Below are 19459 nucleotides of genomic sequence, written 5' to 3'. Positions count from 1 at the left end.
GTTAAAAACGCGGCAGGTTGGAAAACGGCATCCGCCCGTGGCGCACGTGCATGCGGCCGTATTCGGCGCAGCGGTGCAGGGTCGGAATCGCCTTGTCGGGATTGAGGATGCCGGCCGGATCGAAGGCGCGTTTGACGGCCAGGAACGCATCCAGCTCGGCGCGCGAGAACTGCACGCACATCGAATTGATCTTCTCGATGCCGACGCCATGTTCTCCCGTGATCGTGCCGCCCACCTCGACGCACAGTTCGAGGATGTCGGCGCCGAACTGCTCCGCGCGGTGGAATTCGCCCGGCACGTTCGCGTCGAACATGATCAGCGGATGCAGGTTGCCGTCGCCGGCGTGGAACACGTTCGCGCAGCGCAGGCCATACTTCTGTTCCATGGCCTCGATCCGCTGCAGCACGTGGGCGAGGTGCTTGCGCGGGATCGTGCCGTCCATGCAGTAATAGTCCGGCGAGATGCGGCCGACGGCCGGGAACGCGTTCTTGCGGCCGGACCAGAAACGCAGGCGTTCCGCCTCGTCCCGCGACACGGCCAGCGCCGTCGCGCCGCACTCGCTCAGCACTTCGCTCATGCGCGCGATCTCTTCCTCGACTTCCTCGGCGATGCCGTCGGATTCGCACAGCAGCACGGCGGCGGCCCGCGTGTCGTAGCCGGCGTGCACGAATTCCTCCGCGACCTGCGTCGACAGCCGGTCCATCATCTCCAGGCCGGCCGGGATGATGCCGGCCGCGATCACGTTGGCGACCGCGTCGCCGGCCTTCACGATGTCGTCGAACGACGCCATCACGACGCGCGCCACGCGCGGCTTCGGCACCAGTTTCACCGTCACCTCGGTCACGACGCCGAGCATGCCTTCCGACCCGATGGCGACCGCGAGCAGGTCGAGGCCCGGCGCGTCCAGCGCCTCGCTGCCCAGTTCGACGATCTCGCCCTCCGTCGTCACCATCCGCACGCGCAGCACGTTGTGCACGGTGAGACCGTATTTCAGGCAGTGCACGCCGCCGGAGTTCTCGGCGACGTTGCCGCCGATCGTGCACGCGACCTGCGACGACGGATCGGGCGCGTAATACAGCCCGTGCGGCGCGGCCGCTTCCGAGATCGCGAGATTGCGCACGCCCGGCTGCACGACGGCCGTGCGGGCGTACGGATCGAGTTTCACGATCCGGTTCAGGCGCGCCGTCGACAGCACGACACCGCCGGCGATCGGCATCGCGCCGCCGGACAGGCCGGTGCCGGCGCCGCGCGGCACGATCGGCAGGTTCAATTGCCGGCACACGGCGATGGCGGCCATGATCTGCGCCTCGTTCTCGGGCAGCAGCACGATCATCGGCATCTGGCGGTAGGCGGCGAGGCCGTCGCATTCGTACGGGCGCGTTTCCTCGGGGTCGGAGCGCACGCAGCGGTCCGGCAGGACGGCCAGAAGCGCGGCCAGCGGCGCGGCCGCGGCCTCGCGCTGGCTGACGGCCCGGGTTTCGGGAGAGACGGGAGCATTCATCGGATCACCAGCAACGTGAACGGCCACACATACGCCTGCAGCGTGACCATGACACCGACCAGCACGGCCAGTGCGAGAGAGTGGAAGAAGACGAAGCGCAGGATGTCGCCTTCGTGGTTGATCCAGCGCGTGGCCGTGGAGGCGACGACGATGGACTGGGCATCGATCATCTTGCCCATGACGCCGCCGGAACTGTTCGCGGCGCCCATCAGGTTCGGGGCCAGGCCCAGCTGCTCCGCCGCCACCTTCTGCATGCCGCCGAACAGCACGTTCGACGCGGTGTCCGACCCCGTCATCGCCACACCGAGCCAGCCCATGAGGGTGCCGAAGAACGGGTACAGCGCGCCCGTGTTGGCGAAGGCGAGGCCCAGGGTCGTGTCGGTGCCGGAGTAGCGCGTGAGCGTGCCCAGGGCCAGCATCAGCACGATGGTCAGCAGCGAATAGCGCACGAGCCACAGCGTGCGGAAGAACGTGCGCACGATGGCACCGAGGCTGTAGTGCATGAACAGCGCGCCGGCGATGGCGGACAGCAGGATGCCGGTGCCCGTCGCCGACAGCAGGTTGAACACATAGATCGCGGATTCCGGCTCGGCGTGCGGCACCACCGGCGGCACGCGCATCACCAGGTTATGCAGGCCGTCCATCGGGAATTTCGGCGCGAACAGCGTGTTGAAATACGCCTTCACCGGCGGCAGGCCCCAGATGAAGACGAACACGGTCAGGATGAGCCACGGCGTCCAGGCGCGCACGATCTCCGCCCGCGTGTACCGTTCGGCGCTCTCGGCGCTCTTGGTACGATGAGGCGCGGTCTCCGCCTCGCGGTCCTTCAGGCTGGCCGACGTCCACACGGTCTTCGGCTGCCACACGCGCAGGAACAGGATCAGCGACGCCATCGACACGAGGGCCGCGATGATGTCCACCAGTTCCGGGCCGATGAAGTTCGACACGAGGAATTGCGGGATCGCGAACGACAGGCCCGTCACGAGGATCGCGGGCCAGATGTCCCACATCGCCTTGCGGCCGGCGAACGCCCAGATCAGCCAGAACGGCACGAGCAGCGAGAAGAACGGCAGCTGGCGGCCGATCATCGCCGTGACTTCCATCAGGTCGTAGCCGTGCACCTTGGCCAAGGTGATCACGGGCGAACCGAGCGCGCCGAAGGCGACCGGCGCCGTGTTCGCGATCAGCGACAGGCCGGACGCGGCCAGCGGCGAGAACCCGAGCCCGATCAGGATGCCGGCCGTGACCGCGACCGGCGTGCCGAAGCCCGCGGCGCCCTCGAAGAACGCGCCGAAGCAGAACGCGATCAGCAGCAGTTGCAGGCGGCGGTCGTTGGTGATGCCGGACAGCGAAGCCTGCAGCACCTTGAAGCTGCCGTTCTGTTCGCACAACTGCTGCAGGAAGATGATGTTCAGGACGATCCAGCCGATGGGCAGCAGGCCCGTGAAACCGCCCAGCAGCGCGGCCTTGCCGGCCATCGCGGCCGGCATCGAGTAGGCGAAGACGGCCACGCAGAACGCCGCGGCGAGGCCGAGCGCGGCCGCGATGTGCGCCTTGATGTGGAAGAAGCCGAGCGCGGCGAGCATCACCACCACGGGGATCGCGGCCAGCAGGGTCGATAGGGCCATGCTGCCGAACGGATCATAAACCTGTTGCCATACCATCTACGTCTCCTTGATTGATTGAATTCTTATCGTTGGGTGGGCACCCCGTGCCCACGCGTGACGTTCGCGCGATGCCCGCGTTACGCGTGGGCACAGGAGTGCCCACCCTACGTTTTCTGGTTTCTGTCGCGCAGCAGGTCGGCCAGGCTGCGCGGCGCCGGTTCGAGGGGGGTTCGATACTTCGTCCAGCCCAGTTGGTCCTTCGGTGCCAGCACACGCAGCCGCGTGGCCGCCCAGCGGAACATGCGGTACACGCCGGGCCGGCCGAACGCGCCGCGCCAGAAGCGCCAGACGAGGCGCTCGCCGCGGCTGTACCTGGCGCCCTGCCCGCGCAGCGGATGTTCGACCTCGGCGTCGGGATTGCGGTTCGCTTCCGTGCGCAGGCGCACGAGCAGTTGCGGGATCGGGATGCGCACGGGGCAGACGTCGCCGCACGCGCCGCACAGGCTCGAGGCCGTGGCCAGATCCGCCGTCGACTCCAGGCCCAGCAGGTGCGGCGACAGGATCGCGCCGATCGGCCCCGGATACGTCGTGCCGTACGCATGGCCGCCGATGCGGCCGTAGACGGGGCAATGGTTCATGCACGCGCCGCAGCGGATGCATTGCAGCGTGGCCCGCAGCTCCTCGTCGGCATAGGCCTGGGTGCGGCCGTTGTCGAGCAGGACGAGGTGCAGTTCGCGCGGGCCGTCCAGCTCACCGGCGCGGCGCGGGCCCGAGATCAAATTGAAATACGTGGTGACGGCCTGCCCCGTGGCGGAGCGCGTCAGCAGGCTCGCGAGCGGCACGATGTGCTCCAGCTTTTCCACGACCTTCTCGATGCCCATGATGGCGATGTGCACGTCCGGCACGGTGGTCGACAGGCGGCCGTTGCCCTCGTTCTCGACGAGCCACAGGGTGCCCGTGTCGGCCGCGGCGAAGTTCACGCCGGACAGGCCGATGTCGGCCTCGACGAACGCATTGCGCAACGTATGGCGTCCGGTCTGGATCAGGCGGTCGACGTCTTCCGTGTATTCCGTGTCCGGAATGTGCTCGGCGAACAGCGCGCCGATGTCGGCGCGGGTCTTGTGAATCGCCGGCATCACGATGTGCGACGGCTTTTCGCCCGCCAGCTGGACGATGTACTCGCCCATGTCGGACTCCAGGCACTTGATGCCGCGCGCCTCGAGGTAGTGATTCAGCTCGATCTCCTCGCTCGCCATCGACTTGCCCTTGACGATGCTCCGCGCGCCGCGCGCGGTGGCGATGCCGTGGATGATCGCATTCGCTTCCTCGGGCGATGCCGCCCAGTGGACCGTCGCGCCGGCCGCCGTCAGCTTCGCTTCCAGCCGTTCCAGCAGCGCGGGCAGTTTTGCAAGCGCGTTCTTGCGCACCGCTTCGCCGAGGTCGCGCAGGCGCTGGAGCTCGTCGTCGTCGCCGAACTGGCTGCGGCGCTTGTCCTGCAGGAAGGTCATCGCGCCCTTGAAACTCTGGCGCAGCTGGGCATCGTCCAGCGCCGCGCGGCTGCGTGCGTGGAAATCCTGGGACGGGACGAACTGCAAGGGGGACGTGGTCATGCGCTCTCCCCGGTGACGATGACGACCCACGTCCAGCGCGGACCGTGCGCGCCGAAGGCCAGGGTCTGCTGGATGTCGGACGTGCGGGATGGCCCCGTCGCGAGCACGAGATTGGTCGGCATGCCGTCCTGCCAGCGCTCCGCGTGCAGCGCCTGGTGCAGGTCGGCGTGCAGGGTGTGCGCGTGGACGAGTGCGATGTGCAGCGGCGGCACCAGCGACACGGTGCGCGGAGACGCCGCATCCGGCGCCAGCACCAGCGTGCCGGTGGCGGCGATGCCGGAACGGGCGACGGTGAACCCGGCATCGACGGTGCCGAACAGTTCTCCTTTCCAGTCTTCCAGCGGACGCTCGAAGGCGAGCGCTTCGACGCTCGGCGGCAGGGCGGCACGCAGGGCGCGGCCTTCAGCGCCCGCGCTGTCGACGAGGATGCGGCGCACGCCCGCGTCGGCGATGCGTTGCGCCAGCAGCGCGGGCCATTCGTCGGCCCGGGCGCACCACGCCTGCGCGCGCACGGCCTCCAGCGCGGCCTGCATGCGCTGAGCGAGAACGTGTGGCGACGCGGCGCCGCGGCGCGCGTCGAAATGGGCGTCGATGCGGTGTTCGAGATCGTGGGTGTCCGCACCGTGCGGAGCGGCCGCGCGCAGGCGGCCCAGGATGCGGTCGCGTGCGCTCATGCCTGTTCTCCCGCGCCACCAATTCGGCGCCACAAGAAGCTGGCCAGATGCTCGACGGCGAGCGGCGCGCCCTGGTGCTGCGCGGCGTGGCCGATGTTGAGCAGGCAGGCGCAATCGGCCGACACGACGCGGCGGCAGCCCGTCGCGCGCATGGACGCGACCTTGTCCGTGACCATGGCGCCGGAAATGTCCGCGTGCTTGATCGAGAACGAGCCGCCGAAACCGCAGCATTCGGATTCGCGCTCGTGCTCCACGCGCGTCACGCCGGGCACCGCGTCGACCAGCGCGACGCCATGGGCCCGCGTGCCCATCTCGCGCCGCGCGGAACAGGAGGTGTGCAGGACGACCTCCTCCGGCACCACGGGCGCCCCGGCCGGCAGCTTCCACTCCAGGACGTGCAGCAGGAACGCGCCGAACTCGACCACGCGTGCCGCCACGGCCCGCGCCTGCGCTTCGACGATGGGGTCGGCGCGGAACAGCTCGGGCCAGTGCTTGCGCATCATGCCCGCGCACGAGCCTGAAGGGACGATGATGGGCCAGGGTTCGGGAAACAGGTCCAGCTGGGCGCGCGCGACGGCCCGGGCCTCGTCCGGGTTACCGCTGCTCCAGGCGGGCTGTCCGCAGCAGCTCTGGCCGCGCGGGTAGTGGACGGTGACGCCGGCCGCTTCCAGCACGCGCACGGCGTCGAGCCCGGCCTGCGGCATGAACAGGTCGATCACACACGTACCGAACAGATACACGTTGCGAGTCATGCAATGTCTCCAAAAGGGATTGTGTTTTTTCTTTAAGTTGTCAGATCTTTCCAGTATTCTCAGGGCATCACAAACTGGTTGGGCCAGAGCAGGAGAAGTCGTGGGACAGGTCAAGTCGGTCACCAGCAAACTTGAAGAGGCATTGCTTGAAGGCACTTTCCCGGCCAACTCGAAGCTGCCGTCGGAGCGCGAGCTGGCCGAGCGTTACGGGGTGTCGCGCAACACGGTGCGCGAGGCGATCCAGCAACTGGGGGCGCGCGGCCTCGTGCGCATTCGCCCGCGCAGCGGGGTGTTCGTGTCGGACCAGTTGCGCACGGGCGCGACGTCGCCGTGGGGCCAACTGATCGCCGACAGCCCCGCGCGGCGCGAAGACATCCTGGAATTCCGGCGCGTGCTGGAAGGCGCCACCGCCTATTTCGCCGCCCTGCGCGGCACGGACGACGACCTGGAACGCATCCGCGGCGCGATGGCGCGGCTCGACCAGGCGCGCCGGGACAGCAACCATGCCGCCGAATCGCGCATCGACGTCGAACTGCACGAGGCGATCGCCCAGGCCTCGGGCAACAGCATGTTCCTGCACCTGCACAGCAGCGTCACGAAGATGATGCGCGAGCACATCATCCGCAACGTCGACGGCTTGCGCGAGCTGAATCAATCGGTGTCGGAAATCCTGGCGCTGCAGCACCGCACGATCTGCGACGCGATCTGCGCGCGGCGCCCGGAAGAAGCGCGCACGGCGATGCAGACGCACATCGACTACGTGCGCAGCCGGTTCGACGCGGACGAGGGATAACCGACGCTGGTTGGGCCAGCGCCGTTCGTCAGCCTTTGCAACGCTCCGGCCCCCGAAACATGCAGTTTGTCGCAGTCAGATGGAGCGCATCGGGACGTATGGATACAGTACGACCATCCGATCAACGACACCCCGAGAACCCATCATGAAAAAGACCGCCGCCATCATCATCCTGTTCCTGTTCGCCCTGCTCGTCTGGAACGTCTTCACGTTCGGCGACAGCGTCGTCACGATCGGCGACGAGGACATCGGCGGGCCGCTGGGCGCCGTGCTGGCGACGGTCTTCGCGGGCGGCGGCATGCTGCTGGCCGGATTGATCATGCTGTTCGTGGGCGCCGTGCTCGCCGTGGTGTTCGCCGGCGTGGGCGTCCTGGTCATCGGCGCCCTGGCCCTGGGTGCCTGCGTGCTGGCCCTGCTGATTTCGCCGCTGCTGCTGCCGCTGCTGGTGCCGCTGGCGATCGTGTGGTTCTTCGTGAGCCGCTCGCGCAAGCACCGCATCATGCAGCAGCCAGTCTAACTGGTAGGGTGGGCACCCCGTGCCCACGCGTGACGTTTGCCACGTGTTGGCGTTTCAAATTCCTTCCACCAACCGCATCGCGAACACGATCGGCAACCCGGCCGCGATCACCTTCCGCGCGGCCGCGCCGTGGTCGTACGGCACCCTGAAATACTGGATTTCGCGCGCGGCATCGTCGAACACCGCATAGCACGCCGCGTTGTTCTGGTCGCGCGGCTGGCCCACGGCGCCGGGCAGCACGAGGTACTGGTGCTGCGGCTGCAGCGGGATGGCTTCTCCCGCTTGCGGCACGTGCCGGCCCATGCGGCCGTCGTCGGCACGGCGGTACAGCGCGGGCGCATGCACGTGGCCGGAAAACACGATGCGGCTGCCGCTGGCGCGGATGCTGCGTTCGGCCTCCTCGATCCCTGTCACGTATTCCCACCGCTCGGGCGCATGCGCGCTCGCATGCACGAAGCACGCGTTGCCGTGTCGTTGGACGAGGGGCAGCGCGGCCAGGAACGCCAGCTGCCCCGCATCCAGCTGGCCGCCCGTCCAGGCGATGACTTCGCGCGCTTCCGCATGCATGCGCGGATTCAACGGCCGCGTGACGGCAACATCGTGATTGCCCTGCACCGCGACGGCGCCCCGCGCAACGTACTCCATCACGGTGCGCACGACCCAGGCCGGATCGGCGCCGTAGCCGACGAAGTCGCCCGTGAACGCGTACTGGTCGACGTGCTGGCGTTCCGCGTGCGCGAGGCAGGCTTCCACCGCCTCGCGGTTCGCGTGCAGGTCGGTCAGCAGGGCGAGGCGCATGTCAGCTACCCAGGCGCTCCCGCGCGTACTGCTCGTAGCCGCGTGCACGCAGCTCGCACGCCGGGCACTTGCCGCAGCCATGGCCCCACGCGTGCGCGGCGCCCCGTTCGCCCAGGTAGCAGGTGTGGGTGTCGAAGCGGATCAGGTCGACGAGCGCCTCGCCGCCGCACTGCTCCGCCAGTTGCCACGTCTGCTTCTTGTCGATCCACATCAGCGGCGTCTCGACCTTCAGGCGCGTGGCCATGCCCAGGTTCAGCGCGACCTGCAGCGCCTTCATCGTGTCGTCGCGGCAGTCCGGGTAGCCGGAGAAATCCGTCTCGCACATGCCGCCCACGAGCACAGTCAGGCCGCGGCGGTACGCCACGGTCGCCGCCACCGTCATGAACAGCAGGTTGCGGCCGGGAACGAAGGTGTTCGGCAAGCCGTTGGCCTGCATCTGGATCTCGACGTTGCTGGTCAGCGCCGTGTCGGAAATGCGCGAGATCAGCGACAGGTCGATCAAATGATCCTCGCCGAGGCGTTGGTCCCAGGTGGCCGACAGCGCGCGCATCTTCGCGAGCACGGGCGCGCGCACGTCGAGTTCGATCGCATGGCGCTGGCCGTAGTCGAAGCCGATGGTTTCCACGTGCGCGTAGCGTTGCAGCGCCCATGCGAGACAGGTGGTGGAATCCTGTCCTCCGCTGAACAGGACGAGGGCGGTATCGGGTTGGTGCATGATGGGTTCCTGTAATGACGTCGTCGCTGAGTCGTCCGCCATCTTATTTGACAATCAGTTAAGATGTGCCCGGCAAATTGACGAATGGAGCGACATGATTTCCGCACGACCCGACCCATGCACGGCGATGGCGCCGGCGCGACCACGAATTTTGGCACAAATCGTGCTGGCCGTGAACGCGCTGTGTGTCGTCCCGGTCGCGGCCGCGCAGGATCAGCCTCCCCCCGAAGCACCCTCTCGAGCCATCGACTACGACGTGCGCATCGACGCGCCGCGCCAGCTGCGCGACCTGCTGGAAAACAACCTCGACCTGATGCGCTGGCGCGGCAACCCGCGCCTCGACATGGAGCAGCTGCTGCGCCTCGTACGCACGACGCCCGAGCAGATCAAGACCCTCGTCGCCACCGAAGGCTATTACACGCCGAAGGTGTCCGCCGACCTCGACACGTCGGGCGCCAAGCCGCGCGCGCTCGTCGACGTCGAACCGGGCGAGCCGGTCGTCGTGGGCGACGTCGACATCGAGTTGCGCGGCTTCGTCCCGTTCGACAAGGGCAGCGCCCCGATCGACGCGGCCGCCCTCCGTAACCGCTGGACCCTCCCCGTCGGCGCGCGCTTCCGCACGGCGGACTGGGAAGCGGCCAAGCGCGGCCTCGTGCGCCAGGTGGCGCAATCGCGCTTCCCGCGCGCGCAACTGCTCGATTCTTCCGCCACCGTCGATCCGGACACGCACCGCGCACTGCTGAAGGTCGTCATCGACAGCGGCCCGGACGCGCGCTTCGGCGGACTCAAGATCGAGGGCCTGCAGCGCTATCCGGCCAGCGTGATCACGAACCTGAACACGATCCGCCCCGGCGACGAATACAACGAGGCTGTGCTGCAGGCGCTGCAGGGCCGCCTGCAGGACACGGGTTATTTCGCCAGCGTGGAAGTGAGCGCCGACATGTCGTCCGTAATCGCGTCGCAAGTGCGGGATCTCAAGGAAAACGAGGGCGCGACGCCGCAGCCGCCGTCCGGGCCCGCGACCTTGCCCGCGACGTTGCCCGTCCTTGTGCGCGTCACCGAGAACAAGCGCAAGAACGTGGCGCTCGGCGTCGGTTTCTCGACCAACACGGGCGCCCGCACGCAGGCCGAGTACGACGACCTGAACGTGTTCGGCAAGCGCATGAAGAGCAACGTGCTGTACGAACAGAAGCACCAGGCCGCCAAGGCCGAGTTCTACCTGCCGACGACGACGGGCGGCTACAACAACAGCTTCGGCGCCGGCTACGACCGCCTGGACGCCAACGGCCAGATCACGCGCACGACGAGCATCCACGCCAAGCGCGCGTGGGGTTCGCCGCTGCTGGAAAAGACGCTCACGCTGGAAGCGCTGACGGAACAGGTGACCATCGACGACCTGCCGACCACGCGTGTAAAAAGCGTGCCGCTGACGTTCTCGATCACCAGGCGGAAGCTGGACAGCCTCGTGCAGCCGTCGCGCGGCTATATCGTCAACGCGCAGGTCGGCGGCGCCTTCCTGCCCGTGCTGACGGACGAGAAATTCGTGCGCGTCTACACACGCGGCCTCGTCTACAAGCCGGTCGGCGAGTCCGGGACGCTGATCATGCGCGGCGAATTCGGCGCGGTCGGCTCCAAGGACAAGAACGGCGTGCCGTCGACATTCCTGTTCCGCGCCGGCGGCGACCAGTCCGTGCGCGGCTACGGCTACCAGCAGCTGGGCGTGCCGGTCGGGTCCGCCATCACGGGCGGCCGCTACCTGCTCACCGGCAGCGCCGAATACGATTACTGGTTCAAGCCGCCGTGGGGCGCGGCCGTGTTCTACGACGTCGGCAACGCGGGCGACAATTTTCATGACCTGAAACCGAAGGTCGGCTACGGCGTCGGCGCGCGCTGGCGCAGCCCCGTCGGCCCGATCAACGTCGACGTCGCCTACGGCAAGGCGGTCCATAAAGTCCGCCTGCATTTCTCACTGGGATTCACGTTCTGATGGAAGCCGATCAACAAACGCCCCAAACCCCGGCGCCAGTGCGCCGCTGGCCGCGCCGCGTCGGCATCGGCGTGGTCGTCGTCGGCGTCGTGCTGGGCGGCGCCGTCTGGTACCTGGGCCGCGAGACCACCCTGCAAATGATCGCCCAGCGCGTCGCCAACGCGAGCGGCGGCAAGCTGACCCTGTCCGGCGTCTCCGGTTCGCTGTACGGCCACATGCACATCGGCCACGTCGTGTTCCGCAGCGAGACGTCCGTGACGACCGCGGACGACATCGACATCGACTGGAAGCCCTGGCAATACCTGTCGCGCGGCGTGGAGATCGACAAGCTGTACGCGCGCGTGGTGCGCGTGGAAACGCTGAAGGAATCGACGGAACCGACGACGATGCCCACGCGCCTCGCGCCGCCCTTCAAGATCGCGGTGGAGGATGCGCGCCTGGCGAAAGCCATCTTCGTGAACAAGGGCGCGACGACGGAAATCGACGACATCCGCGTGCGCGTGCACGGCGACAAGGCGCAGTGGAAGCTCGACTACGCGTCCGCGAACACGCCCTGGGGCCAAGTCGCGGCCAAGGGCGGCATCGCGAACACGCTGCCGTATAAACTCGATGCGGATGCGAGCCTGACGCAGTCGCAGCCCGCGGCACCGGCGCAGACCGAGGCGCCGCCGAGCCTGGGCGCGCAGCTGAAACTGCACGCGTCGGGCGACCTGCAAAAGACCGTCATCGACGCCACCGGCCAGGCCGCGCGCGCGCAGGGCAAGGCGCAGATCGTGATGTCTCCGTTCGCGGACATCCCGCTCCAGGCGTTCACGCTCGACGCGCACAACATCGACCCCGGGTTCTTCAGCCCGACGCTGCCGAGCGCGGACCTGAACCTGGCCGTGGCCGTGCGCCTCGACCCGAATCGCAACATCGCCGGCACCGTCAACCTGACGAACGACGGCGCCGTCGGCACGCTCGACCAGCAACGCCTGCCGCTGCGGGCGATGCGCGGCCAGCTGGGTGGCAGCCTGACGTCCATGCGCATCACCGACGTGCTGATCGACGTGGGCAGCGCCGGCCGCTTCACGGGCAGCGGCAGCGTGCAGCGCGGTCCGGACGAACAAGGCCTCGGCACGGCCGAATTCGCGCTGCACACGGACCGCTTCGACCTGCACGACGTCTACGGCAGCATGAAGCCGACGCAGATCGCGGGCGATATCAAGGTCGCCAACACGAAGGACACGCAGACGCTGGACGTGAACCTGTCGGACGCGGGCCTGCGCCTCGCCGCCCAGGCCGCGCTGGCCGACAACGTGCTCACCGTGCGCGATGCGCGCCTGTCCGCGGGCAAGAGCAGCGTGCGGATCACGGGCAATGCGAACCTCAAGGACAGCAAGCCGTTCAAGGCGAATGCGGTGGTGAGCCGCTTCAACCCGGCCGATTTCGGCAAGTTCCCGCAGGCCGACATCAATGCCGAGATCAACGCGGCCGGCGCGCTCGCCCCGCAGTGGAAGGTCGCGGCCGATTTCGCCGTGCGTCCGAGCCGGCTGTTCGACCAGCCGCTGTCCGGCCGCGGCAAGCTGGATGCGGATGCCACGCACGTGCACGACGTCGATGCGACGCTGGCGCTGGGCCAGAACACGGTCGACTTGCGCGGTGCGTTCGGCAAGCCGGGAGAACGGCTGACGTGGAAGGTCGACGGCAGGCAGCTGTCCGCCCTGCGCAGCGACCTGTATGGCGCCGTGCTCGCGAGCGGCGTCGTCACCGGCACCATGGCCGCGCCGCGCACGACGTTCGAGGTCGACGCGCGCAACCTCGGCTGGGTGCCGCGCGAACGGAAAAACGACAATGGTTCCGTGCATGCGAGCGGCGAGGCCTGGCTGTCCGGCAAAGAAGGCGCGCGCAGCGTCGAAGTCACGGCCAAGGGCGACATGCAGCGCCTGAACCCGGCCGCCTTCGGCTCGCCGCTGGCCGGCAGCATCAACGGCGGTTTTACCGCCAGCGGCCGCACGGGCGCGAACATGGGCGGCGCCGTCGACCTGGCGCTGCAGGATTCCACCTTGTCGAAATCGCCGCTGTGGGGCCACGCCAGGCTTGCGGCGGACAAGCGCCACGTGTCGAACGCCGACGTCGACCTGCACCTGGGCGGCAACGTCGTCGCCGCGAAGGGCGCGTTCGGCAGCGGGCGCGATACGCTGAACTGGCGCATCGACGCGCCGCAGCTGGCCGCGCTGGGCCCGGACTTCGGCGGCGCGCTGCGCGGGTCCGGCATCTTGTCCGGCACGATGGACACGCCGTCGCTGGCGGCCGCCATCGAGGGCCAGAACATCCGCGCGATGGGCACGCAGTCGGTCAAGGCACTGAAGGCCACGGCGAACCTGGGCGCGGGTCGCGGTGCCGCCGATCCGCTCGCGCTCGACGTGTCGGTGACGGATTACGCGAGCACGACGACGGACAAGCTGGGCAACGTCAGCGAAACGAAGATCGCTTCCGCGCGCCTGACGTCGACGGGCACGCGCGGCGCGCACACGATCCAGGCCGCGGCACGCGGCGACAGCTTCGACGCCGCGCTGGCCGTGCACGGCGGCCTGACGGGCAATACATGGAACGGCACGGTCGACGCGCTGAAGAACAGCGGGCGCTACGCCATGACGCTGGCCGCGCCCACGCCGCTGCGCATCGCCGGTGCGCCCGGCAGCGGCCTCGCGGGCCTCGCGAAACCGGAGCAGATCGCGCTCAGCGGCGCGACGATCCGGCTGCCCGCCGGTTCCGTCACGATCGACTCGCTGGCCAAGATCGGCCCGCGCTGGAACACGCGCGGCAGCGCCACCGGGGTGCCGATGAACTATCTGGCGCAGGCGTCGGACGCGATGCGCCAGAACGTGCGCGGCGACCTAACGCTCGGCGCGCAATGGGCGATCGACCTGCGCGCGCCCACCGCGGCCGGCGCCGTGCCGCAGCTCGCGGGCAGCGTGCACGTGTTCCGCGAAAAGGGAGATTTGATCGCGGGCGACATCTCGCCGATCGCGCTGGGCCTGCGCCAACTGGACCTGCGCGCGGACGTCGCCGGCGGCGCGCTGCGCAGCCGGTTCGCGCTGGACGGCACGCGCATCGGCACGGCCAATGTGGACGCCACCGCGCAGTTGCTGCAGGGCCGCGTCGACAACGACAGCCCCTTGAAACTGACGGCCAATGCGAGCCTCGCGTCGCTGTCGTGGGTATCGCCGCTGCTCGGCCAGCCGGGCCTGGAAGTGGACGGCGCGCTGCGCCTCGCGATCAACGGCACTGGCACCGTCGGCGCGCCTACGCTGAACGGCAATATCGAAGGCGACGGCCTCGCCGTGCGTTGGCCGGACCAGGGCGTCCGCCTGCGCAACGGCCAGCTGCGCGCGCAACTCGCGGGCGACCAGCTGCAGCTGCAGCGCCTGACGCTGGAAGGCAACAGCGGCCGCGCGACGGCGGACGGCTTCGTGCGCTTTGCCGGCGGCGAGGCGACGATGAACCTGAAACTCGTCGCGGACAAGCTGGAAGCGCTGTCGCGCCCGGACCGCACCGTCGTCCTCAGCGGCCAGGCCAGCGTCGTGCGCGACGCGCACCAGTTCCGGGTCGAAGGCAACTTCAAGGCCAACCGCGCGCTCGTCGAACTGGCGCCGCAGGACCGGCCGACGATCTCGGACGACGTCATCGTCCTGGGTCGCGGCAATGCGGCACCGACGGCGGCGAAGAAGGAAGGCGCGGTCCCGCTGACGATCGACCTGACGGCCGACCTGGGCGACGACTTCCACCTGCGCGGCATGGGCGCCGACGCCTACCTGACCGGCAGCGTGCACGTGCTGAAGGTGGGCGACCGCCCGCCCCGCGTCAACGGCACCGTGCGCACCGCCAACGGCACGTATGCCGCTTACGGCCAGCGCCTGGCGATCGAGCGCGGCGTGATCACGTTCAGTGGCCCGTACGACAACCCGTCGCTGGACATCCTCGCGGTGCGCAAGCGTCCGGACGGCGAGCAACTGAACGAGACGAATGTGGAAGCGGGCGTGCAGGTGCGCGGCACGGCGTTGTCGCCGACGGCGAAGCTCGTGTCGACGCCGAACGTGTCCGACAGCGACAAACTGTCGTGGCTCGTGCTGGGCCACGGCATGGAAGCGACGACGGGCAGCGAGGCCGACGTCCTGAGCGCCGCGGCGGGCGCCCTGCTGGGCGGCAAAGGCGGCACGGGCGGGATCACGAGCAAGCTGGCGAACTCGCTGGGCGTGGACGAACTGGGCGTGCGCCAGGGCGCGGGCCAGGCGTCCGGCCTGGAAAACACGGTGGTCACGGTCGGCAAGCGCATCTCGTCGCGCCTGTACCTGAGCTTCGAACAGGGCGCCGCGACCGCATCGAGCGTCGTGCGGGTACGCTACAAGATCAACCCGCGCATCACCCTGCAGCTGCAGACCGGGACCAACACGGCGCTGGACGTGCTGTACTCCTGGGCGTTCGACTAACACCGGGGTCAGAGCCCGAATTTAGGTAATGTCCCGGACGACATTTCCAAAAGCCGGGCTCTGACCCCGGTTTCAGGCAACTTTTGCGCGCTTCGGTTTTGCTTTGGCGGCGTTGAGCGCCGCCGCGGCGCGGATGAGCGCACGGAACGCGGCCGGGTCCAGCTCCTCGCCTTCGTGGATGTCGATCGCGCGCCGGGCGTTGCCGTCCAGGCTCGAGTTGAACAGGCCGGACGGGTCGTCCAGCGATGCGCCCTTCAGGAAGGTCAGCTTCACGTGCGACTTGTACGACTCGCCCGTGCAGAGAATGCCGCCGCTGGACCATACGGGCGTCCCCATCCACTTCCATTCTTCCACGACGCCGGGCACCGCTTCGTGGATCAGCGCGCGCACCCGGGCCAGCGCCGCACCGCGCCAGTCGCCCAGATCGGCGATGCGGCGGTCGATCAGTGCGGACGCCGGCAGGTCCGTGGATGCATTCTCCTGCTTCATGTCGCCTCCTTTGGTTCAGTCGTCGAGCTTCGCCAGCACCTCGTCGAGGGCGGCCGTGAATTTGTTCCAACCGTACTTCGCACCATTGTAGGCCGCATCCTGGCCGGGCTGGAAGCCGGTCTGCTCCATTTTCAGGTGCGTGCCCGCGCCGGCCGGGGTCAGGGTCCAGGTGACGACGCTGTCCAGGCCCATCGCGGCCCACGTGTACGACAGCGAACGGTTCGGTTCGATCTCCAGCACCTCGCAGTCGACGGCGCCCCAGTCGGCGCTGAGCTTGAAGCGGTGATGCAGGGCGGGCACGAAATCGTTCTTCATGAGCCACGCTTCGATCAGGTGCGGCTGCGTGAGTGCGCGCCAGAGTTTTTCCGGCGGATGCGCGAATTCGCGTTCGACGGTGACGGTGCGCGTGTGGAGCGAGGTATCGTTCATTGGTCCATCCTTTTCAAGAGGTCTTCCAGGTCATCGAACCGGCTCTCCCAGAACCGGGCCATTTGGTTCGTCCAGTCGGCCAGCGGCGCCAATGCCTGCAGCTGGGCGGTGTAGTGCGTCTGGCGTCCTTCATGCCGGTCGCGCACGAGCCCCGCCTGCTTCAACAGCCCCAGGTGCTTGGACACGGCCGGCTGCGAGATGCCGGCCCGGGCCGTGAGCGCCCCGACCGTCTGCTCGCCGTCGCGGCACAGCGATTCGAAAATGGCGCGCCGCGTGGGATCGCCGAGTGTCCGGAAAAGAATATCGTGGGTGTCTGTCATGGCAATTAATAACCGGCTGGCTATGAATCAAATCATAACCAGCCGGTTATCGGTTGGTCAAGCACTTTTTTAGCGGGGCCGCAGCAGCACCGCGCCGCTCGTCTGCCCCGCCTCCAGCGCGGCATGCGCCTCGGCCGCGCGCGCCAGCGGCAGGTCCAGCCCGACCGGCACGCGCAGGCCCGCCGCCAGCCGCGCCAGCGTGGCCTGCGCGCCTTCCTGGTACAGGCCGGGAATCGTCATGAACTGCATCACGCTCGGCCGCGCAAACGCGATGCCGCGCGGTTTGCCGATCTGCAGCAGGTCGACCGGTTCCATGCTGCCGCCGGCCTGGCCCACACTGGCCGCCATGCCGTAGGGGCGCACGGCGTCGAAGGTGCGCAGCAGGGTCGCGCCGCCGATGCCGTCGATCGCGAAGTCGACGCCGCGCCCGCCACTGAACTCGCGCGCCGCCGCGACGAAGTCCTCGTCGCGGTACAGGACGACGCGTTCGGCGCCGTGCGCCAGCGCCAGCGCGGCCTTGTCGCGGTTGCCGGCCGTGCCGATGACGCGCGCGCCGAGCGCACTCGCCCACTGCGTCAGCACGAGCCCGAGACCGCCGGCGGCCGCGTGGACGAGGACCGTATCGCCGGCACGAAGTTCCCGTACGTGCGCGAACAGCATGTGCGCCGTCAGGCCGCGCAGCAGGCCGCCGGCGACGGCATCCAGGGAGACGGCGTCCGGCACCGCGACGAGGCGATTGGCCGGCACGTTGCGCACCGCCGCATAGCCGCCGAGCAGTCCCGTGTACGCGACGCGCTGGCCCGGTTCGAAGCCAGTCACGCCGGGGCCGAGCGCCTCGACGACGCCGGCGCCTTCGACACCGGGCGTGGCCGGCAGTTGCGGCAGCGGATAGGTGCCGTTGCGGTGATACACGTCGAGGAAGTTCACGCCGATGGCCAGCTGGCGCACCCGCACCTCGCCGGCGGCCGCCCGGTTTCCAGTTGGTCCGCGCCGCCCTGGCGGTGGATGCGCACGTGTTCGATCAATTCGTCCATGTCATTCTCCTGTTGATGGGAGCCTCATGGTAGATTGATCAAAAATCGTCCGAAATCCCAAAAAATCGCCTTTGACCGTGCAAAAATCGATAAGTCAACCACTCGACTGGGACGACATCCGCTACTTCGTCGAACTGGCCCGCCAGGGCAAGCTGAGCGCGACGGCGCGCGTGCTGGACGTCGAGCATTCGACCGTCGCGCGCCGCGTCGGCATGCTCGAGACGAGACTGGGGGTGCGCCTGTTCGACCGGTTGCCGAAGCACTGGGCGCTGACCGTGGAAGGCGAGGAATTATTGACGCAGGCGCGCCGGGTGGAAGACGAAGCGATGGCCTTCGCGCGCGCCGGCGCGGGTGCGTCCGCCCTGCGCGGCGTCGTGCGGCTGTCCGCGCCGCCCACGTTCGCGAGCAGCTTCCTCGTGCCGCACCTGGGCGCGTTGCGCGCGCGCTGGCCCGCGCTCACGCTGGAAATCATCGGCGAGATCCGCCAGGCCGACCTGTACCGGAGAGAGGCCGACCTCGCGCTGCGCATGGCGCGTCCCGGGCAGCCGGGACTGGCCGCGCGGCCGCTGGCGCAGATGGGTTACGGACTGTATGCGGCGCCCGGCTGGTTCGAGCGTCCGCCCGACGAATGGGAGTTCATCGGGTATGGCGAAGCGATGAAGGACACGCCGCAGCAGGCCTGGCTCGCGAAATTCGCTGCCGGACGCGCGTACGCGTTCTGGACCAATGACGCGGCCGCGATGGTGGCCGCGTGCCGCGCCGGCCTCGGCGTCGCCGTGCTGCCGCACTTCCTCGGCCGCGGCGATCCGCTGCTGGTGCTGCACCCGGACCACGGCCACGTGCTGAGCCGCCCGCTGTGGCTGGCGGTGCATCCGGACGTGCGCCGCTCGCCGCGCGTGACGTTGATGGCGGACCTGCTGGCCGACCTGCTGCAGGAACACGCGGCGCGGCTGGCCTAGTGGAACGTTACGCTCGGGTTCGGATCGACCGGCGGCTCGTCGTTCTGCGGCGTGCGGATGGGCGGCTGGTGCGGGTCGGCGGGCTCGAACGGGTCGGGCGGCGGTTCCTCGATGGGTGCGGGATCGGGCGCCCGGTGCGCGTGCTGCCCGATCGTATGCCGCCTCGCGGTCAGGTCTGGGATCATGTGAGGCTCCTGCTAAAGATGCCAAAACATTACCATGGGCAGCGGTTTGCCGACGCGCGCCTGGATTACAATGGCGGATTCGACAGAAAATTCCGAGGAATCCCATGTTGCCGACTCCCGTCGTTGCCGCCGTGCTCGCGCCCTTCGTGCTGTGGCGCATGGTCAGCCGCATCAAGCGCCTGACGACCCGCCAGCGTTCGAAGACGTGGCGCCACCGCACGACGCTCGTGTTCTTCCCGATCCTGCTGCTGCTCCTGACCGCCGTCAGCATCAAGACGAACCCGTTCGCCCTCGCGGGCCTCGCGGCCGGGCTGCCGGTCGGCGCCGTGCTGGGCCGCATCGCGATCGGCAGGACGCGCTTCGAACAGGTCGGCGACGATTTCTTTTTCACCCCGCACGCGCCGATCGGCATCGCGGTGGCCCTGCTGTTCATGGCCCGCATGGCCTGGCGCGCGTACGAGTTTTTCGCGCTGGGCTCGCTTGCCCACCACGAGTTCGTGTCGAGCCCGCTGACCCTCGTCATCTTCGGCGTACTGGCCGGCTATTACATGAGCTATGCGTTCGGCCTGCTGTCCTGGCGCAAGCGCACCGCCCCCGTCTCACCTTGAGTTTTAACG

18 protein-coding genes are annotated in these 19459 nt (G+C 68.6%); 6 read left to right on the top strand and 12 right to left on the bottom strand.

Annotated elements, in window-relative coordinates:
* Position 1: 1 nt before the first annotated feature.
* The 5 genes from ACEN98_RS18630 to ACEN98_RS18610 all read right to left on the bottom strand — a co-directional run bounded on the left by ACEN98_RS18630 (position 2) and on the right by ACEN98_RS18610 (position 6144).
* Entirely contained in the window at positions 2 to 1501 is a 1500-nt protein-coding gene (locus ACEN98_RS18630) for an FAD-linked oxidase C-terminal domain-containing protein (RefSeq protein ID WP_413386318.1), read from the bottom strand.
* A complete protein-coding gene (locus tag ACEN98_RS18625) occupies positions 1498 to 3165 on the bottom strand; it encodes an L-lactate permease (protein WP_413386317.1) in 1668 nt (555 codons plus the stop codon). Before ACEN98_RS18625 ends, ACEN98_RS18630 begins: the two co-directional genes overlap by 4 nt.
* Before the next feature lie 107 nt (positions 3166 to 3272).
* Positions 3273 to 4718: a LutB/LldF family L-lactate oxidation iron-sulfur protein gene (locus ACEN98_RS18620; RefSeq protein ID WP_413386316.1), complete on the bottom strand. Its 1446-nt coding sequence runs from the start codon at positions 4716 to 4718 to the stop codon at positions 3273 to 3275.
* Positions 4715 to 5392, bottom strand: a complete 678-nt coding sequence (locus ACEN98_RS18615; RefSeq protein WP_413386315.1) for a LutC/YkgG family protein — start codon at positions 5390 to 5392, stop codon at positions 4715 to 4717. Before ACEN98_RS18615 ends, ACEN98_RS18620 begins: the two co-directional genes overlap by 4 nt.
* A complete protein-coding gene (locus ACEN98_RS18610; protein ID WP_413386314.1) occupies positions 5389 to 6144 on the bottom strand; it encodes a (Fe-S)-binding protein in 756 nt (251 codons plus the stop codon). Before ACEN98_RS18610 ends, ACEN98_RS18615 begins: the two co-directional genes overlap by 4 nt.
* A 100-nt stretch (positions 6145 to 6244) precedes the next feature.
* Between ACEN98_RS18610 and ACEN98_RS18605 the strand changes: the two genes are divergently transcribed.
* Both ACEN98_RS18605 and ACEN98_RS18600 read left to right on the top strand, forming a co-directional pair.
* On the top strand, positions 6245 to 6937 hold the full coding sequence (locus tag ACEN98_RS18605) for a FadR/GntR family transcriptional regulator (RefSeq protein WP_413342197.1): 693 nt from the start codon (positions 6245 to 6247) through the stop codon (positions 6935 to 6937).
* 145 nt (positions 6938 to 7082) lie between these two features.
* Entirely contained in the window at positions 7083 to 7454 is a 372-nt protein-coding gene (locus tag ACEN98_RS18600; protein WP_413386313.1) for a hypothetical protein, read from the top strand.
* Between the two features lie 54 nt (positions 7455 to 7508).
* Here ACEN98_RS18600 and ACEN98_RS18595 read toward each other — a convergent pair whose 3' ends face one another.
* Positions 7509 to 8252: a metallophosphoesterase family protein gene (locus ACEN98_RS18595; RefSeq protein ID WP_413386312.1), complete on the bottom strand. Its 744-nt coding sequence runs from the start codon at positions 8250 to 8252 to the stop codon at positions 7509 to 7511.
* Position 8253: 1 nt separating this feature from the next.
* Entirely contained in the window at positions 8254 to 8967 is a 714-nt protein-coding gene (queC, locus tag ACEN98_RS18590; RefSeq protein WP_413386311.1) for a 7-cyano-7-deazaguanine synthase QueC, read from the bottom strand.
* A gap of 94 nt (positions 8968 to 9061) precedes the next feature.
* On the opposite strand from queC, the gene ACEN98_RS18585 reads away from it, so the two are divergent.
* Both ACEN98_RS18585 and ACEN98_RS18580 read left to right on the top strand, forming a co-directional pair.
* A complete protein-coding gene (locus ACEN98_RS18585) occupies positions 9062 to 10954 on the top strand; it encodes an autotransporter assembly complex protein TamA (RefSeq protein ID WP_413386309.1) in 1893 nt (630 codons plus the stop codon).
* Positions 10954 to 15426 carry a translocation/assembly module TamB domain-containing protein gene (locus tag ACEN98_RS18580; protein WP_413386308.1) on the top strand — a complete coding sequence of 1491 codons (4473 nt, stop codon included), beginning with the start codon at positions 10954 to 10956 and terminating at the stop codon, positions 15424 to 15426. The genes ACEN98_RS18585 and ACEN98_RS18580 overlap by 1 nt, the downstream gene beginning before the upstream one ends.
* 72 nt (positions 15427 to 15498) lie before the next feature.
* On the opposite strand, the gene ACEN98_RS18575 is transcribed toward ACEN98_RS18580, so the two are convergent.
* The 4 genes from ACEN98_RS18575 to ACEN98_RS18560 all read right to left on the bottom strand — a co-directional run bounded on the left by ACEN98_RS18575 (position 15499) and on the right by ACEN98_RS18560 (position 17612).
* Positions 15499 to 15915: a DUF1801 domain-containing protein gene (locus ACEN98_RS18575; protein ID WP_413386307.1), complete on the bottom strand. Its 417-nt coding sequence runs from the start codon at positions 15913 to 15915 to the stop codon at positions 15499 to 15501.
* A 15-nt stretch (positions 15916 to 15930) separates the two neighbouring features.
* Complete coding sequence (locus ACEN98_RS18570; RefSeq protein WP_056126802.1) at positions 15931 to 16344, bottom strand: SRPBCC family protein; 414 nt, start codon at positions 16342 to 16344, stop codon at positions 15931 to 15933.
* The gene (locus tag ACEN98_RS18565) at positions 16341 to 16664 is read right to left on the bottom strand and encodes an ArsR/SmtB family transcription factor (protein ID WP_025511203.1); all 324 of its coding nucleotides are present in this window, start codon (positions 16662 to 16664) and stop codon (positions 16341 to 16343) included. Before ACEN98_RS18565 ends, ACEN98_RS18570 begins: the two co-directional genes overlap by 4 nt.
* A gap of 69 nt (positions 16665 to 16733) precedes the next feature.
* Positions 16734 to 17612 carry a quinone oxidoreductase family protein gene (locus ACEN98_RS18560; RefSeq protein ID WP_413386306.1) on the bottom strand — a complete coding sequence of 293 codons (879 nt, stop codon included), beginning with the start codon at positions 17610 to 17612 and terminating at the stop codon, positions 16734 to 16736.
* Between the two features lie 163 nt (positions 17613 to 17775).
* Between ACEN98_RS18560 and ACEN98_RS18555 the strand changes: the two genes are divergently transcribed.
* On the top strand, positions 17776 to 18657 hold the full coding sequence (locus ACEN98_RS18555) for a LysR family transcriptional regulator (protein ID WP_413386305.1): 882 nt from the start codon (positions 17776 to 17778) through the stop codon (positions 18655 to 18657).
* Here the strand turns inward: ACEN98_RS18555 and ACEN98_RS18550 are convergent.
* Entirely contained in the window at positions 18654 to 18842 is a 189-nt protein-coding gene (locus ACEN98_RS18550) for a hypothetical protein (RefSeq protein WP_413341096.1), read from the bottom strand. The genes ACEN98_RS18555 and ACEN98_RS18550 overlap by 4 nt on opposite strands.
* A gap of 104 nt (positions 18843 to 18946) precedes the next feature.
* Between ACEN98_RS18550 and ACEN98_RS18545 the strand changes: the two genes are divergently transcribed.
* The gene (locus ACEN98_RS18545) at positions 18947 to 19450 is read left to right on the top strand and encodes a hypothetical protein (protein WP_413341097.1); all 504 of its coding nucleotides are present in this window, start codon (positions 18947 to 18949) and stop codon (positions 19448 to 19450) included.
* Positions 19451 to 19459 lie beyond the last annotated feature (9 nt).

The sequence above is a fragment of the Massilia sp. CT11-137 genome, assembly GCF_047302885.1.
GTDB lineage: Bacteria > Pseudomonadota > Gammaproteobacteria > Burkholderiales > Burkholderiaceae_D > Telluria > Telluria orientalis.
The sequence above is the reverse complement of the archived record's forward strand: the minus strand, read 5'-3'. Positions and strand labels throughout refer to the sequence as shown.